The 13,244-nt window shown below is 69.6% G+C and carries 10 protein-coding genes; 1 reads left to right on the forward strand and 9 read right to left on the reverse strand.

All coding sequences use genetic code 11. The annotated features are described in order from the left end of the window. Nucleotides 1-66: 66 nt before the first annotated feature. The 8 genes from ACZ69Q_RS18805 to ACZ69Q_RS18840 all read right to left on the reverse strand — a co-directional run bounded on the left by ACZ69Q_RS18805 (nucleotide 67) and on the right by ACZ69Q_RS18840 (nucleotide 10,394). Nucleotides 67-1,686: a pyridoxal phosphate-dependent aminotransferase gene (locus ACZ69Q_RS18805; protein WP_471042954.1), complete on the reverse strand. Its 1,620-nt coding sequence runs from the start codon at nucleotides 1,684-1,686 to the stop codon at nucleotides 67-69. Nucleotides 1,687-1,870: 184 nt separating this feature from the next. Then, complete coding sequence (locus ACZ69Q_RS18810) at nucleotides 1,871-3,016, reverse strand: aldose epimerase family protein (RefSeq protein ID WP_471042957.1); 1,146 nt, start codon at nucleotides 3,014-3,016, stop codon at nucleotides 1,871-1,873. A gap of 60 nt (nucleotides 3,017-3,076) precedes the next feature. Then, nucleotides 3,077-4,321, reverse strand: coding sequence for a multiple monosaccharide ABC transporter permease (mmsB, locus tag ACZ69Q_RS18815; RefSeq protein WP_471042960.1), 1,245 nt, complete (start codon nucleotides 4,319-4,321; stop codon nucleotides 3,077-3,079). Then, nucleotides 4,318-5,868 carry a multiple monosaccharide ABC transporter ATP-binding protein gene (mmsA, locus tag ACZ69Q_RS18820; RefSeq protein WP_471042962.1) on the reverse strand — a complete coding sequence of 517 codons (1,551 nt, stop codon included), beginning with the start codon at nucleotides 5,866-5,868 and terminating at the stop codon, nucleotides 4,318-4,320. Before mmsA ends, mmsB begins: the two co-directional genes overlap by 4 nt. 32 nt (nucleotides 5,869-5,900) lie before the next feature. Further along, complete coding sequence (chvE, locus tag ACZ69Q_RS18825; RefSeq protein ID WP_471042964.1) at nucleotides 5,901-7,013, reverse strand: multiple monosaccharide ABC transporter substrate-binding protein; 1,113 nt, start codon at nucleotides 7,011-7,013, stop codon at nucleotides 5,901-5,903. A gap of 142 nt (nucleotides 7,014-7,155) precedes the next feature. Then, entirely contained in the window at nucleotides 7,156-8,118 is a 963-nt protein-coding gene (locus ACZ69Q_RS18830; protein WP_471042966.1) for a glycosyltransferase family protein, read from the reverse strand. A gap of 111 nt (nucleotides 8,119-8,229) precedes the next feature. Further along, nucleotides 8,230-9,234: a zinc-dependent alcohol dehydrogenase gene (locus ACZ69Q_RS18835; protein ID WP_471042968.1), complete on the reverse strand. Its 1,005-nt coding sequence runs from the start codon at nucleotides 9,232-9,234 to the stop codon at nucleotides 8,230-8,232. After that, nucleotides 9,231-10,394 carry a mandelate racemase/muconate lactonizing enzyme family protein gene (locus tag ACZ69Q_RS18840; protein ID WP_471042971.1) on the reverse strand — a complete coding sequence of 388 codons (1,164 nt, stop codon included), beginning with the start codon at nucleotides 10,392-10,394 and terminating at the stop codon, nucleotides 9,231-9,233. The genes ACZ69Q_RS18835 and ACZ69Q_RS18840 overlap by 4 nt, the downstream gene beginning before the upstream one ends. 312 nt (nucleotides 10,395-10,706) lie before the next feature. Here ACZ69Q_RS18840 and ACZ69Q_RS18845 point away from each other — a divergent pair, with 312 nt between their 5' ends. Continuing rightward, a complete protein-coding gene (locus ACZ69Q_RS18845) occupies nucleotides 10,707-11,723 on the forward strand; it encodes an SCO2400 family protein (protein ID WP_471042973.1) in 1,017 nt (338 codons plus the stop codon). Between the two features lie 26 nt (nucleotides 11,724-11,749). Here the strand turns inward: ACZ69Q_RS18845 and ACZ69Q_RS18850 are convergent, their stop codons facing one another. Continuing rightward, entirely contained in the window at nucleotides 11,750-13,093 is a 1,344-nt protein-coding gene (locus tag ACZ69Q_RS18850) for a diacylglycerol/lipid kinase family protein (RefSeq protein WP_471042974.1), read from the reverse strand. Nucleotides 13,094-13,244 lie beyond the last annotated feature (151 nt).

Consider the following 13,244-nt stretch of genomic DNA (forward strand, 5'->3'; position numbering starts at 1 on the left):
CTCGTCGCCGCGGCGGGCAGTCGATCACGAACGACGCCGACCTGATCGTCCTACGGGGAGAGGGCGTTACCCGACCTGACCCATCCCCGCCGCGTTCGGCCAGCTCTGACTGTTCGGCCACCCGGTCGCCGGCGCCGGGGTCAACCCCGGCCCGGTGGTACCCCGTACCTGCGCCGCCGTGAGCCCGCCACGCGCCGGTACCCCCGGCGGCGTGGGCCCGGGCGGCACCACGGCCGCAGCCGGCGCCACAGGCGACGGGAACGGCATCGGCGCGGGGGCGGCAGGAGCGGGGGCGGGGGGAGCGGGGGTGGGAGCGGTGACGGGGACGGGGGCGGGCATGGGTGCGGGAGCCGGTGCCGCGGCCGGGGCCACCGGAACCGGTGCCGGCATCGGCATGCCGCCTGCCGGCGGCACCGCCTGGGGCATCGCCTGCGGCTGAGGCGCAGCCATGGCCTGTGCGGCAAGGCCCTGCATACCGGCGCCGTTGGTGGAGCTGACCAACCGGTCCACGGCCGCCGTACCCGAGCTGTAGTTGGTCCCTGTACCCAGCTCGGGTACGGCGGCTCCCCTCCTGGACCCGTAGAGCACCTGCTCCAGGCCGGACACCAGGCGACGCACGTCCACCTGGGGGCGCACCACGAGTCGCAGGAAGCGGCTGGACGAACCGATCTTGTTGCCGCACTCGCGGACCAGGATCCGGTGCTCGGTGAGCAGCCGGTCGCGGACCACGGTGCCCTCGGCGCCCACGGGGAGGCGCACGAAGAGGAAGTTGCCCTGCGACGGATAGACCGTCAGGCCCGGCAGTTGAGCCAGGTGGCTGGCCATGTCGAGGCGGTCCCGGCGCACCTGATGCAGGCTCTGCGCGTACTCGGCGCCGTGGTTCTTGAGCATGAACACCACGTGCTCGGCGAAGGCGTTGAGGTTCCACTTCGGCAGCATCGAGCGGACCCTGCCGGCCAGGGCCGGGTTGGCGACGAGGTAGCCGAAGCGGATGCCGTGCAGGCCGAAGTTCTTGCCGAGGCTGCGCAGGACGATGACGTTCGGCCGCAGCATGGCCTCCTGGACCACCGACGGCTCCTGCTCGGCGTCGGCGAACTCCAGGAAGGACTCGTCGATGATGACCAGGTCCAGGTCGGCCATGGCGTCCATGAACTGCACGAGCGCGTGCTTGTGGAGGTAGCCGCCGTCGGGGTTGTTCGGGTTGCAGATCACCGCCACCCGGGTCCCCCTGGCCCGGATGAACTCGGCGTACTGCGCGAGGTCCAGGGCGAAGCCGCTGGACTCCTGGAGCGGGAACATGTCTACGCGCTTGCCGGTCTCCATGGGCTGGTCGGTCCAGCGGCCGAACGTGGGGACGGGGATGGCGAGGGACTCCCGGACCATCAGGTGGTCGATCCAGGTGATCAGCTCGGTAGAGCCGTTGCCCATCGCCACGCACTGCGGCGGAAGCTGGAGCAGGCTGCACAGTTCGGCCGTGATCGTGTCGGCGCTGCTCGGGTAGTACGTGATGATGTCCCGCAGCCGGGCCCCCATGTCCTGGAACATCTCCGGCGTCGGGAAGTACGGGTTGCACGGAATGCAGAAGTCCACCGGACCGGCCCCGTCGCCGCCCTCACGCGTCAGCGCCGCCATCGACGGGCTGTGTGCCGCGGTGCTGCGGAACAGCGAGGTGACGTTGTCGGCCATGGAACCTCCGTAGGGGGCGGGCCCGGTGGGGACGACCGGGCCCGTCGTCTTAGGTGGCCCGCGCGGGGGAGCACGGGCCGCCCTTACATACGGAGGCTGGGGTGGCGCTGTTCAACCACTGAGAAATCGGTGAGAACTTGTGTGCCACCTGTGAAGAACCGTCAGAAGGGACGGTTCGACGGGCTCAGCGGCTGAAGGAGTGGACCGTCGTGGAGCGGTACGTCTGCCCGGGCCGCAGCACCGTCGAGGGGAACGACGGCTTGTTCGGCGAGTCCGGGAAGTGCTGCGTCTCCAGGCATAGCGCGTCCCCCTGCCGGTAGGTACGGCCGCTCGTGCCGACCAGTGTGCCGTCGAGGAAGTTGCCGGAGTAGAACTGCAGGCCCGGCTCCGTGGTCGCCATCCGCATGGTGCGGCCCGACGACGGGTCCTTCAGGGTCGCGATCCACTCGGGGCGCGGCGAGATGCCCTTGTCGAGCGCCCAGTTGTGGTCGATGCCCTGGCCGTACAGCAGTTGCTGGTGCGCCTCGCGAAGGTCCTCGCCGATTCGCTTGGTGCGGCGGAAGTCGAAGGGGGTGCCCGCGACGGAGGCCAGCTCACCGGTGGGGATGAGGCCCGAGTCGACGGGGGTGTAGCGGCAGGCGTCGATCTTCAGCTCGTGGTTCTCGATCGTGCCGCTGCCCTCGCCGGCGAGGTTCCAGTAGACGTGGCTGGTGAGGTTGACGACGGTGGTCTTGTCGGTGGTGGCCTCGTAGTCGATGCGCCAGTCGCCGTACTTGGTGAGGGTGTACGTCACCTTCACCTTGAGCGTGCCCGGGTAGCCCATCTCGCCGTCGACGGACGTGTAGTACAGGTGCAGGCCGACGTCGGAGCCCTTGGTGAACGGCTCGACGTCCCACACGTGCTTGTCGAAGCCCTTGGCGCCGCCGTGCAGGCTGTTGACGCCGTCGTTGACGTTGACCTGGTAGGCCTTGCCGTCGAGCGTGAACTGGCCCTTGCCGATGCGGTTGCCGTACCGGCCGATCAGGGCGCCGAAGTACGGGCTCTTGGCGACGTAGTCCTCGATGTTGTCGAAGCCGAGGGAGACGTTGGTGTAGTGGCCGCGGCGGTCCGGGATCTCCAGGGACTGCACGATGCCGCCGTAGGAGAGGACCTTCATCCGCGTGCCGCCGTTGGCCAGCGACCAGCGGTGGACCTTGGTGCCGTCGGCGAGTTTGCCGAAGAGCGATTTCACGGGCAGCCTGCCCCCCGTTGCGTGCGCGCTGCCGATGGTCGCGGCGGAGATCCCCACCGCCGCGGCGCCGGCTATGACCGTACGTCTGCTCATGTCCATGTGCGGCTCCTTGCTCAGGAAGTTGAAGGGCCCCGCCTTCCGGCAGGGCCCTACTTGGACTTACGAACCGACCTTGCGCTTGTTCCACACGTCGAACCCGACCGCCGCCAGCAGGACCAGGCCCTTGATGACCTGCTGCCAGTCGGTGCCGATGCCGACGAGGTTCATACCGTTGTTCAGCACGCCCAGGACCAGGCCACCGATGATCGCGCCGAGGACCGTGCCGACGCCGCCGCTCATCGACGCGCCGCCGATGAACGAGGCGGCGATGGCCTCCAGCTCGAAGTTGAGGCCGGCCTTGGGAGAGGCCGCGTTGAAGCGGGCGGCGAAGACCAGACCCGCCAGGGCCGCGAGCATGCCCATGTTCAGGAAGACCAGGAAGGTGACCTTCTTGTCCTTCACACCCGACAGCTTGGCCGCGGGCAGGTTGCCGCCGATCGCGTAGATGTGGCGGCCGATGATCGCGTTGCGCATCACATAGCCGAAGCCGACGAGCAGCACGCCCAGGATGAGCAGCACGATCGGGGCGCCCTTGTAGCTGGCCAGCAGCATCGTCAGCGTCAGGATGGCGGCGCCGAGCGCGACCAGCTTCAGCAGGAAGAGGTTGAAGGGCGGGACTTCCAGCGAGAACTCCTGCTGGCGGCGGCGGTCGCGGAACTCCTGGAAGACCACGAACGCGATCATCGCGAAGCCGAGCAGAAGTGTGAGGTTGTGGTAGTTGGTGTTCGGGCCGACCTCGGGCAGGAAGCCGTTGGCGACCTTCTGCAGGCCCTCCGGGAACGGGCCGAGTGTCTGGCCCTCGAGGAAGATCTCGGTGAGACCGCGGAAGATCAGCATGCCCGCGAGGGTCACGATGAAGGATGGTATGCCGCCGTAGGCGATGAAGAACCCTTGTGCCGCACCGGCCAGGGCGCCCATGGCGAGGCAGAGGATGACGGCGACGGGCCATGGCAGATCGTTCTTGACCATGAACACGGCGGCCATCGAGCCGATGAACGCCGTCAGTGATCCCACCGACAGGTCGATGTGGCCCGCGATGATCACCAGCATCATGCCGATCGCGAGGATCAGGATGTAGCTGTTCTGGAGCACCAGGTTGGAGACGTTGCGCGGCAGCAGCAGGTCGCCTTCGGTCCACACCGCGAACAGCACCACGATCAGGCCGAGCGCGATCAGCATGCCGTACTGCCGCATGTTGCGGCGCAGGCCGTCCAGCACGAGCTGGAGCAGACCGTCGCCCGCGGCCCCTGAGCTCTTGCCCGGCGGCGCGGGGGCCGGGGTCTTGGCGGTCACATCCGTGCTCATCGGGATACCTCTTTGTCCTTTGTCATCTGACGCATCAGCGATTCCTGCGAGGCCTCGGCCCGCGAGAACTCACCGGTCAGCCGCCCCGCGGCCATCGTGTAGATGCGGTCACACATGCCGAGCAGCTCCGGCAGCTCGGAGGAGATGAAGACGACCGCCTTGCCCTGGGCGGCCAACTGGTCGATGACCGTGTAGATCTCGTACTTGGCACCGACGTCGATGCCGCGCGTCGGCTCGTCCAGGATCAGCACATCGGGACCGGCGAAGATCCACTTGCTGAGGACGACCTTCTGCTGGTTGCCGCCGGACAGCTTGCCCACCGGCTCGAAGACGGTCGGCGCCTTGATGTTCATGGACTTGCGGAAGCTCTCGGCGACCTGCCGCTCCCCGTGCTCGTCGACCACGCCCCGCTTGGCGACCTTGCCCAGCGCGCTGAGCGAGATGTTGCGGTTGATGGTGTCGATGAGGTTCAGGCCGTAGTGCTTGCGGTCCTCGGTGACGTACGCGATGCCGTGCTTCACCGCCTCGGAGACGGACTTCGTACGGATCTCCTTGCCGTCCTTGAGGACCGTGCCGGCGTGGTAGCGGCCGTAGGTCCGTCCGAAGACGCTCATCGCGAGCTCGGTGCGGCCGGCGCCCATCAGGCCCGCGATGCCGACGATCTCGCCGCGCCGCACCTGGATCGACACGTCGTCGACGACCTTGCGCTGCTGGTCGATCGGGTGGTGCACGGTCCAGTTGCGGATCTCCAGCGCCGGGGCGGCGCCCTCCTCCGGCTCGTGCGGGGTGCGGTCGGGGAAGCGGTGCTCCAGGTCCCGGCCGACCATGCCGCTGATGATCCGGTCCTCGGTGGTCTCCGGGGCCTTCACGTCGAGCGTCTCGATGGTCTGCCCGTCGCGCAGGATCGTCACCGAGTCGGCGACCTTGCGGATCTCGTTGAGCTTGTGGGAGATGATGATCGAGGTGATGCCCTGCTTCTTCAACTCCAGGATCAGATCCAGGAGTTTGCCGCTGTCCTCGTCGTTCAGGGCCGCGGTCGGCTCATCCAGGATGAGCAGCTTCACCTTCTTCGACAGCGCCTTCGCGATCTCCACGAGCTGCTGCTTGCCCACGCCGATGTCGGCGACGCGGGTGTCCGGGTGGTCGGAGAGACCGACCCGGCGCAGCAGTTCGGTGGCGTGCCGCAGGGTCTCCCGCCAGTCGATGAACCCGCCCTTGGCGTGCTCGTTGCCGAGGAAGATGTTCTCCGCGAGGGAGAGGAACGGCGACAGCGCCAGCTCCTGGTGGATGATGACGATGCCGTGGTGCTCGCTCGCCCGGATGTCCTTGAACTCGCAGACCTCCCCCTCGAAGAGGATGTCCCCCTCGTAGGTGCCGTGCGGGTGGACGCCGGAGAGGACCTTCATGAGGGTCGACTTGCCGGCGCCGTTCTCCCCGCAGATGGCGTGGACCTCGCCCTGACGGACGGTCAGCGTGACGTCCGACAGCGCCTTGACGCCGGGAAAGGTCTTGACGATCGAGCGCATTTCCAGGACGGGTCCCGCCATGGTCGTGCCTTCCAATCAGAGTGGGCCGGCGGTTACTTGAGGTCGCTCTCCTTGATGTAGCCGGAGTCGACGACCTCCTTCTGGTAGTTGGTCTTGTCGACCGCGACCGGCTCCAGCAGGTACGCCGGGACGACCTTCGATCCGTTGTCGTAGGTCTTGGTGTCGTTGACCTCGGGCTTCTTGTCGTTGAGCAGGGCGTCGACCATGCCCGAGGCGACCTTGGCGAGCTCGCGGGTGTCCTTGTAGACGGTCATCGACTGCTCGTCGGCGATGATCGACTTCACCGAGGCGACCTCGGCGTCCTGACCGGTGACGACCGGCAGCGGCTTGCTCTTGGAGCCGTAGTCGTCCGACTTCAGCGCCGACAGGATGCCGATGGAGATGCCGTCGTAGGGCGAGAGGACCGCGTCGACGCGCTCGCTCTTGTACGCCGAGGTCAGGATGTCGTCCATGCGCTTCTGGGCGGTGCCGCCGTCCCAGCGCAGGGTGGTGACCTGGGTCAGCTTGGTCTGGCCGGAGCGGACGACGAGCTGCTTCTTGTCGATGTAGGGCTGCAGGACCTTCATCGCCCCGCCGAAGAAGTAGCGGGTGTTGTTGTCGTCGTTGGAGCCCGCGAACAGCTCGATGTTGAACGGGCCCTTCTTGGAGCCGTCCTTCAGGCCGAGCTTCTCGACGATGTAGCCGGCCTGGAGCTCTCCGACCTTCTCGTTGTCGAACGAGGCGTAGTAGTCGACGTTCGGGGTGCCGAGGATCAGGCGGTCGTAGGAGATGACCGGGATGTTCGCGTCCTTGGCCTGCTGGAGCACGTTGTTCATCGACTTGTTGTCGATGGCCGCGACGATCAGCGCCTTGACGCCCTGCGTGATCAGGTTCTCGATCTGCGAGACCTGCTGGTCCGGGTCGTCCTCGCCGTAGACCAGCTTGGTCTTGTAGCCCTTGGACTCCAGGTCCGCGACGACGTTCTTGCCGTCGGCGATCCAGCGCTCGGAGGACTTGGTCGGCATCGCGATGCCGATGGTCCCGCCCTTGCTGTCGCCACCCTCATCCTTGCTGCCGCCCTCGCCGCTCTGGCCACAGGCGGACAGGGTGAGGGCGAGGGAGGCGGCGGAGGCTATGGCGGCGAGTGCGGCTCTGCGAGTACGCATGGTCATCATCCTTGATGTGTGTGTGGCAGGGCTCGGTCTGGCGATGCGAAGACGCTGCCGCGAGGGCTGTTTGGTTCGACCGAGGGTGTGTGGGATTGTGTTCGACTGCGTCGTCTTCTGTGAAGGGGGTTTGTCCGGAACGTTATGCGGGAGTTTCAAATCGCCGCAGATTTCCGGGCAGCCGTGAACCGAGGGGCGCCATGTCGCCGTCGGCTCCGTGCCGTGCGAGCAGGTCCAGCGCCAGCCGGCCGCGCCGTACGCGTTCCCGGGCGGTGGCCAGCGTCAGGTCCCGCATGTGGTGTCCGTAGGGATAGATGCCGGGGGCCTTGGAGAGCCCGAACTTCAGGTAGAGCGGTGCGCCGCGCCGGATCAGCTCGGTGACCTCGTACATCCGCACATAGCCGCCGAGGTCGTCGGGGGCCTCGATGTACATGTCCATGGGGGCGGCGGAGACCCGCCGTATCTCGGTGAGGTGGTCGAGCGTCAGGTCGCTGGGCACGTTGACCGAGTCGGCGCCCAACTGCTCGTACACCGCGTACGCGGCCGGATTGACGGGCCCGATCAGCGCGCTCACCTTGAGGGTGGTGTCGGCCGGGATGATCCCGGCGGCTCTCGCCCGGTGCAGCGTCCACAGCACGCCCTCGTCGGCGACGAGCAGGCACTTGACGCCCAGCTCCGTCGCCCGCACGGCGTCCTCGATGCAGCCGGCGACGGCGTCGTGGCCCCGGGCGCGCAGTCCGGCGCCCCGTGAGTCGGTGCGCGTGGACCCGCCGATGTCCCAGGTGCCGCGCGGGCCGGTGAACAGGCAGAGCTCGATGTCGCGTTCGTTCGTCGCGTCGACCATTTCGGTGATCTCGGCGTCGGTCAGCATCCACACACCGCTGCCCTGGCTGATCCGGTGGACCGGCACGTCCAGCAGCGAGGCTTCCTTCAGGACGACGGCCAGCGCTTCGGGACCCTCGCACGAGGGGATCTCGGTGCGCCAGCGGCCGCCGCCCGGGAAGGTATGGGGCGAGGCGTCGGCGGGGGAGAGGTCGGGCGCACCCAGGCCGAGGGCGGCGAGCACCTGCTCACCGGGTCGGCGGGCTGCGGAAGCGTCGGTCACAAGCTGTCCTTCTTGTTCGATATGTCGGACGAGGTTCGCGGCTCAGGGTGTGCGGGGCTTGGGTGTACGCCGGTACGGGGACCGTCAGGTTGCCCCCGTACCGGCGTACGGCTAGGGGCGAAGGAGGACCTTGCCGACCTTCGGATCACCGGACCCGACGAGCTCGATCGCCTGCGGGAACTCCTGAAGCGGCAGCTCGTGCGTGACCAGCGGCAGCGGATCGAGCAGCCCGGCCGCGAACACGCGCACGGTGTGCGCCCAGGCGTCCGGCGGCGCCCCGAACACGGTGTGCACCTCTAGCTGCTGCACGACGAGATCGGTCGGGTCCAGGCCCTGCGCACCCGGCGCCGGGATCCCGGTGAGGACCAGACGTCCGCCGCGCCGGAGCAGGGCGGCGGAGACGCGTGCGGCGTCCGCGGACCCGGCGGTCTCGATGACGACGTCGAAGTCGTCCGGGAGTTCCTGGTCCTTCGTGCGGAAGTCCGTGGCGCCGTACTGCCGCGACAGCGCCTCTCGATCGCGCCGCGTGCCCACCACGAGCAACTCGCCCGGCGAGCCCGCCTTCAGGAACTGAACGGCGAACATCCCGAGTGTCCCGGTGCCGACCACGGCCACGCGCTCACCCGGCAGCGCGTTCGCCTTGATCGCCGCGGCGGCGATACAGGCGGCCGGCTCCAGCAGGGCGGCGGCGGTCAGGTCGCAGTCGTCCGGCAGGACGTGCAGCAGCCGGGCCGGGAGGGTCAGCGTGGCCGCCATGGCGCCCGGCTGGGTGAACCCGGTCTCCTCGTAGCCCGCACCGCACAGCGTCGTCTCACCGGCGTGGCAGCGGTCGCAGACCTGGCAGTTACGGAAGCCCTCACCGACGACCTTGCGGCCGACGAGCGAGTCCGGCACCCCGGCGCCGACGGCGGCGACGGTCCCGGACCACTCGTGACCCGGCGTGAGCGGGTAACGGACGTATCCCTCGGGCCGGTTGCCCTGGTACACCTCGCGGTCGCTGCCGCAGATGCCGACCGCGTGGACGCGGACCAGGGCCTCGCCGGGACCCGGCTCACGGGGCGTGTGCTCGATGAGCCGGTGCTCGCCGGGCGCCTCGATGACGACCGCGGTGCTCACTGCGCGCCCTTGGGCTTGCGCTGCTCCCAGCCCTCGGCCCACAGGTCGAAGCGGGCCTGCTGCTGCGGGAACTCGGCGGCGGCGTCGGCGTCGAACTCGACCCCGAGGCCGGGGGCGTCGGAGAGGTGGAAGCAGCCGTCCTCCGGGTTCACCTGGGGCGCGCCCTTGACGACCTTCTTGATCTCCGCGTCGGCGAAGTCGTTGAAGTGCTCCAGGATCTTGAAGTTCGGGGAGGTGAAACCGACCTGGAGGGAGGCGGCGGTCAGGACCGAGCCGCCCACGTTGTGCGGGGCGACGAGCACGTAGTGGGCCTCGGCGGTGGCGGCCAGCTTGCGCGTCTCCCAGATGCCGCCGATGTGGCCGACGTCGGGCTGGATGATGTCGACGGCCTGGCTCTCGAACAGCTCGCGGAACTCGATGCGATCGTGAATCCGCTCGCCGGTCGCGACCGGCATGTCGACCTTGGCGGCGACCTTCTCCAGCGCCTTCAGGTTCTCCGGCGGGCAGGGCTCCTCCAGCCAGGCCGGCTTGAAGGGGGCGAGCTCGCGCGCGAGCCGGACGGCGGTGGCGGGGGAGAAGCGGCCGTGCATCTCCAGCATCAGCTCGGCCTCGGGGCCGATGGCGTCCCGCACGGCCTCGATGAGCGAGACGGCGTACAGGGTCTGCTCGTGGTCGAGCTCGAAGTGCCCGGTGCCGAAGGGGTCGATCTTGAGCGCCCGGTACCCGCGCTCCATCACGCCCTGGGCCGCCTTGTGGTACGCCTCAGGGGTCCGCTCCGTCGTGTACCAGCCGTTGGCGTACGCCTTGACCTTGTCGGTGACCTTGCCGCCCAGGAGCTGCCAGACCGGCACCCCGAGGGCCTTGCCCTTGATGTCCCAGCACGCCATCTCGATCACGGCGATACCGGACATCACGATCTCGCCCGCCCGGCCGTAGTCGCCGTACTTCATGCGGCGTACGAGGTCCTCGACAGCGAACGGGTCCGAACCGAGAATGTGGTTGGCCTCGGCCTCCCGCAGATAGCCGATCAGCGCGTCGGTGTGGCCCAGCATCCGGGTCTCGCCGACTCCGGTGACTCCTTCGTCGGTGTGCACCTGGACGTATGTCAGGTTGCGCCACGGCGTCCCGACCACGTGTGTGCTGATTCCGGTGATGCGCACGGCAGTTGCCCCTTGCTGCGTCGTCGGCTCGTTGGTGTCACACCCGAGCGTGTTCGAAATTTCGTCACACGTTCGAAATGCTGACGTGACAGTAGGGAGACGGCGGTGGGAGTGTCAATGGGTCGAACGCATAACGGTTTCGACACTGCTTTCGATACGGATTTCGGGCAGCCGGTCGCGGAGTGTGGGGGGCGTCTGTGGCGTGTCGTGGCATATCCGTCAACTCGCCATGCGGGAACGGTTTGTTTCCTACAGAACTTTCACAGTCGTGACTAGGAACTGTGCGTCTGTGGAACCTAGTCTTCCCGCGTCATGGACTACTGCCACCCGTGCCGACGGCACCTGAATGGCGCCCTCGCCTGCCCGGGGTGCGGCGCCACGGTCGAACATGTCCGGGTGTACGCGGGCGCCCCCGACCAGGCGTACCCGCAGTTGGCCGACCGGCCCGCGGGAGCCGCGGGCCAGGGCGCGTACGAGGGGTACGCGGGCGCGGGGCAGTACGGCGGCGGGTACGGCACGGGTGCGTACGGCGACGAGCAGTACGGCGCCGGACAGTACGGCGAGCGCCACGACGAACCGGGCGCCCAGCAGGCCGAGTCGGCCGCAGACGCCCCGGACGCCGAGCCGGTCGCCGTGGGCGCACCGGTCGGCGGGCGGGCCGCACGGCGGGCTGCACAGCGGCGCGGCCGGGGCCGCAGACGCGGCGGCCACGACGAGCCTGACGAGTACGCCGAGAACGACGACGAGTACGCCGAGAACGACGACGAGTACGCCGAGGGCGACGAGTACGACGAGGACGACCCGGACGAGGAGTCCGGGGCGGGTGGCGCGAGCCGTCGCGATCGCAAGGCCGCCGCGCACCGGCGCCGCCGCCGTCGGGCCCTGCTGATCACCGCCGGGTTCGTCCTGGCCGCCGGCGGCCTGAGCCTCGCGGAACTCGGCATGGACGCCCCCGGCAAGAGCGCCAGGCCGGCCGCCGCCGGGGACGAGTCGGCGGAGGGTGCCGCGGAGTCGGAGGTGTCGCCCTCGGCCGACGCGACGGACGGGACCGCTGGAGCGGGCCCGGCCCAGTCGTCGAAGGACCCCTCGGCCTCCCCTTCGGTCTCCAAGTCCCCCAAGGACAAGAAGGACGAGGACGACAAGACCCCGACGAAGGACCCCCAGGCGTCGACGACGGGCGGCGCCTCCGGCCCGTCCGCCCCGGCCCCGGCGCCCACCCCCACGTCCGGCGGGAACCCGACCCCGACGACCGAACCGACCACGTCGGACCCGACCCCGGACCCGTCGCCGTCGGAGACGTGCAACCGGTTCCTGTGGTGGTGCACCTGATCGGCCGGGGTTCGCCTCGGTGAACGTCACCCGGCGCGGCGAGCGAACGCCAGCCGGCCCAGGGCCCGCCAGTCGACCGGCGGCCTCGCCTCGGGCACACCCGGCCGCTCTCTCGGTACGCGCACGCGCAGCGCACCCGGCATGACGCGGCACACGACGGGGGCGGGCAACTCAAGGGCTTCGCCGTCGACGCCGACCGGGATTTCGGGCCCGTCGGCGTGCACCACCACCTCGTCCGCGGCCAGTGAGATCAGGCCGCCTGCCTGCTGGCCGCGCAGCAGACCGGCCGCCTGGGGGGCGCTGTCGACGCTGACCCCGAGGACGCCGAGGGTGCCGGAGTCCAGCCGTGGCCGCCGGCCCAGACCGGCCGCGTCGCCGAGCCCGTACGGGTTGTTGCTGATCAGCACCGCTTGGGGAGCCTCGATGGCCACCTGCCCCGCCCGCACGGTCAACCGCGGGCCCATGTGATGGGTCAGCAGGTCCGGGAGCTCCCGCAGGACGGTGCCCACCTTGTCGTCGCGGTAAGCCGGGCTCTGCACGACCGTCGCGTACGCCCCGAAGGACGCGGTGTTCACGAACACGCGCTCACCGATCAGGCCGAGGTCGACGCGGAGTTCGACCCCGTCGGTCAGCGCGTCGAGGCAGGTCGAGGGGTCGTCCCGGTCGAGGCCGAGGTCCATGGCGAAGTGGTTGCGGGTGCCGGCGGAGATCACCATGAACGGCAGGCCGTGCCCGGCGGCCACCCCCGCCACCAGCGCCTGGGTGCCGTCGCCGCCGGCGACCCCCAGCAGGTCGGCCCCCCGGGTCACGGCCCGGCGGGCGAGCTCCTCGACGTCCTGGGGATGCGCCGGGTCCAGCACGACGACCTCGGCGCCCCGCGCCCGCGCCTTGGCCACCAGGTCGAACCTGCCGACCTTTCCGCCTCCCGAGCGGGGGTTCATGATCAGGAACGGTGCCTTGGGCGGGGGCGTCGAACGGTGCCGTTGCACCGGATGTTCGGCGTCCGCCGCGAGGGCGGCCCGCCCGATCAGCGCCGCGACGGTCCACAGGGCGAGGGCCGACAGTACGGCCCACAGCAGGCCGACCGACACGTAGGCCACCAGTACCGCGCCCGGCGTCAACAGGGCGAGGGCGGCGGCCAGCGCCCGGACCAGGCCGCGCCGGGAGAGGGCCCACCACAGGGCGGCGGCGGTGACGGCGAGCCCCGCAAGGCCGACGACCAGCAGTCCGAGGCTGCTGACCCCGGCCGCCGTCAGCACCAGCGCGAGCGCCCCGCCCGCGACGAGCAGCGCCAGCCGCGCCGCCCACCGCCGCCCCACCGGGACCCGACCGGCCGCACCGGACACTCCAACGCTGCGCTCACTGCCCACAGGGGCATCCCACCGCCCGCACCCCGACCCCGCATCACCTGTGCGGGGTGATCCCGCAGTGACGAAGCGGCGGTTTCGTCCTCGGTCCGGCAGCGCCGGTACGAGGCGCGGGGCTGTGCCGGTGCGCGGCTCCGCCGCGCGGGCGCGACCG

The sequence above is a fragment of the Streptomyces sp. NPDC036764 genome (assembly GCF_055609385.1).